This window comes from uncultured Lutibacter sp. (assembly GCF_947495725.1).
Taxonomy (GTDB): domain Bacteria; phylum Bacteroidota; class Bacteroidia; order Flavobacteriales; family Flavobacteriaceae; genus Lutibacter.
In genome coordinates this window covers 1-3,427 of record NZ_CANLZZ010000013.1, presented here as the reverse complement: position 1 = coordinate 3,427, position 3,427 = coordinate 1, and the positions used below count along the sequence as shown (strand labels likewise).

At 31.0% G+C, this 3,427-nt stretch carries 3 protein-coding genes; all 3 read right to left on the bottom strand.

Annotation, left to right across the window (positions count from 1 at the left end; genetic code table 11):
- Positions 1-1,700, bottom strand: a 1,700-nt coding sequence (locus tag Q0776_RS17700; protein ID WP_298371340.1) for a flagellar motor protein MotB, incomplete at its 3' end; no start/stop codon positions are given.
- Positions 1,701-1,720: 20 nt separating this feature from the next.
- The gene (locus Q0776_RS17695; protein WP_298371337.1) at positions 1,721-2,644 is read right to left on the bottom strand and encodes a type IX secretion system membrane protein PorP/SprF; all 924 of its coding nucleotides are present in this window, start codon (positions 2,642-2,644) and stop codon (positions 1,721-1,723) included.
- 13 nt (positions 2,645-2,657) lie between these two features.
- A partial coding sequence (locus Q0776_RS17690; RefSeq protein WP_298371335.1) for a gliding motility-associated C-terminal domain-containing protein occupies positions 2,658-3,427 on the bottom strand: 770 nt, incomplete at its 5' end.

Below are 3,427 nucleotides of genomic sequence, written 5' to 3'. Positions count from 1 at the left end.
CTATCTGTATGTGATTCTAATCTAATTACCATACCTGGATACTTGTTCATTAACTCAACAACTTTATCTAATTCAACTGCAGCATCTGGTCTTATATTGTATTTATCTAAATCAAAATAAATAATTTCTAGATCGGCCAAAATTACAACATCTTCTACTGGTTTCATAGCAATATTTAAATCAACTATTAACGCTCTCTCCTTTTCTAATCCAAATGAACTAAATTTCTTGGCTACATCTTGATATTTTTCTTTTGAACCTTTTAATACAAACTTTTCGTCTCTTGGAATAATATGCTCATATGCTCCGTCTTCCTTTGTTATAAAATAACCTAATTCTTCTCCATTTTCTCTTGTTAATAATACTTTTGCTCCTACAACTGGCTCGTTATTTGCGTCATCATAAATATTTCCGCTTAAAGTTAATGGGGGAATTCTTGTAAATGCGTATATATCATCTCCTCCAACTCCTCCTTTTCTATTGGAAGAAATATATCCTCGTAGTCCATCTTTTGCCAAATAATAAGCAATATCATCTTTTTTACTATTAATTGGCTCTCCTAGATTAATAACATTAACAATTGTTTGGTTTTCATCTTTTACTGATGCAAAAACATCCATTAAACCAAGTCCAACATGTCCGTCAGATGAAAAGTAAAGTGTATCTTCTTCATCGTATATAAATGGAAAAGCTTCATTTCCTTCTGTGTTTATTATATTTCCCATATTAACTGGAGTAGCAAAAGTTCCATCTTCAAGCAATTTACTTACATAAATGTCTGTACCTCCAAACCCTCCTGGCATATTCGACGCAAAATAAAGGTTTTTACCATCTTTGCTTAATGAAGGATGATAAACAATATAGTTTGGATTATTTAAATTTATGGGCTTAACATTTACCCATTCATTATTTATCAATTCTGCACTATAAATTCCAATATGCATTATACCTCCTTCGTCATTAATTTTTTTAGAATCATGGTAATTATTCCTTGAAAAATACATTTTTGTGCCATCTTCCGTAAATGTAGCTGGACCTTCATGATGAATTGAATTTACACTTCCTTCAAAAGAACTTGTCCCTTCCACGGAACCACCTTCTTTGGAAACCTGATATAAATCTAACATTGGTTGTTTATCCCAAGCATATAACCTTTTAATAGAAACACCTTCATCTCTTGAAGAACTAAAAACAATATTGTCATTTAATTCTGTTGCTCCAAATTCATTAAACTTTGTGTTAATTGATAGTTTTTTTAATGTGTTTTTTTCAGATGAATTAAATATGGCACTTGCCAAGTCTTCGTTTTTAAAGAATTCTTTTACCCTTGAATCTTCTTTATTTCCAGATTCTTTATACTTCTTCATCCACTTTTTAGAGGCTTCATATTTCCCATTTGCTCTTAATGTTTGGGCATAGTATAAAAAATATTCAGAAGGTACATTTTCTTGTTTTACAACTTTTTCATAGATTTCTAAAGCTTTTTCGGGTTGTCTAAGCATTATATAGGCATCGCCTAATTTACGCATAGCATGGTATTTATTAAAACTAGTGTCAATTAATTTTTCATAAGTATTGATAGCTTTTACAAATGAAAAATCATTAAACTGTCTTTCTGCTCGTTTCTGTTTGGCTGTTTGTCCAAATACTGATGTGCTTATTAAAACCAAAGCAACAAATAAAACTTGTATATTTTTCATAATCTTCATCATTTATTTGGTTAAAAATATCTTGGAGATTTTTGTTTTTTCTTAAAGTATCTAAATTCATACATAAGTAATATTTCATGTGATCCTGATGTATAAGGTCTAATTTCTCCGGTAGGTATTTCATATGTATATCCAACTCTAAACTGATCGGAAACTTGAAAATCTACTATAGCGCCTATTGCATTTTGATCGCCATTAAATCTATACGAACCTCCTACCCAAAACTTTTCATAAAATAAAAAGTTTGCCGATAAATCAGTTGATATTGCTGCTCCCTTTGTGTGTTTCATCATAAAGGATGGCTTTAATTTCAAATTATCATTTAAATTAAAAACATACCCTCCTATTAAATAATAATGAACTCGCTCTAAAGCTGCAAATTCGGTGTCATTGTTTAAATCATGATTTATTAGCTTTGGAATAGATAAACCCATATACCACTTATTAGAATGAAATAATACTCCTGCTCCAAAGTTCGAATTCCATCTATTTAATTTTTCATTAAAATAAGGATCCTGACCAACTTCTGTGGCGTTGTATAATTCGTCTGCTAACTTGTAATAAGTCATACCTCCTTTTAATCCAAAACTCAAATCAACTTTTTCACTAGCCTTTATTGTATAGGAAAAATCTGCATAAACATAGGTAAAGTTCTCATATCCCGATTTATCATTTAATAATGAAAGTCCTAATCCTACCTTTTCATTACGTAAAGGAGAATGAATAGACAAGGTTTGTGTTTGTGGCCCTCCATCAAATCCTGCCCATTGATTCCTATTCAATCCTACAATACTTAAAGCATCTCTACTACCTGCATAAGCCGGATTAATAGCAATTGTATTGTACATGTATTGAGTAAATTGTGGCAATTGCTGGGCGTTAGAATATTCTAACCCCAAAATACCCATTACTAAAAGTATAATTATACGTTTCATAGATTTATTTTTTTTAGTTTGTACCTAAATATATATATCCTGTAATTGGCTTAAAACCACTACTTAATACATTAACTATATAATAATATGTCCCTGTTGGTAGACTGGCACTACTACCTATGGTTGATCCACCTGTATTAGCATAACCTCTCCAATTATTTTGATAATTATTTGATTGGTAAACCATTTTTCCCCAACGGTTAAATATTTGAACATCATAACTAAATCCACATCCTTCCAAACCTAATAATTCAAATTGATCATTAAATCCGTCTTCATTTGGTGTTACTACTTTCGATATTTCTAAATCACTTGTTGAACATGGTAATACCGCACAAGTTTGGATAGTTAATTGTGAAATACATCCATTATCCCCTGTATAAACAAAGTTATAATCATCTCCTGAATTATCATAAACTAAGTCAAATGTATTTCCTCTTAATTGATCCTCATTTCCAATACTTTCCCAAGTTCCATTTCCTTCTCCCGCAACACTTAAATAATCATTTAAATTTAACTGTAATATATCTCCAAAACTAACTCCTATTAAATCATCACAAATATTAACAACTTCCTCTACTTCTGAATTATCTTCTGTAATGGTAACTACCTCACTTGTAGCTGAACATCCATTAACTGAATCTGTAACGGTAACACTATAATCACCCGCCACAGTAACATCAATTGTTGCGGTTGTTGCTCCTGTACTCCATTTATAAATAGCTGTTCCCTGAATAGTTGAACTGCTAGCGTCTAGTGTAATAATAGGTGAATTACATGTAA

Bases quoted from the DNA above. Each gene is read 5' to 3' on its own strand.
- Q0776_RS17695 (WP_298371337.1), bottom strand. From the start codon at position 2,644: ATGAAACGTATAATTATACTTTTAGTAATGGGTATTTTGGGGTTAGAA.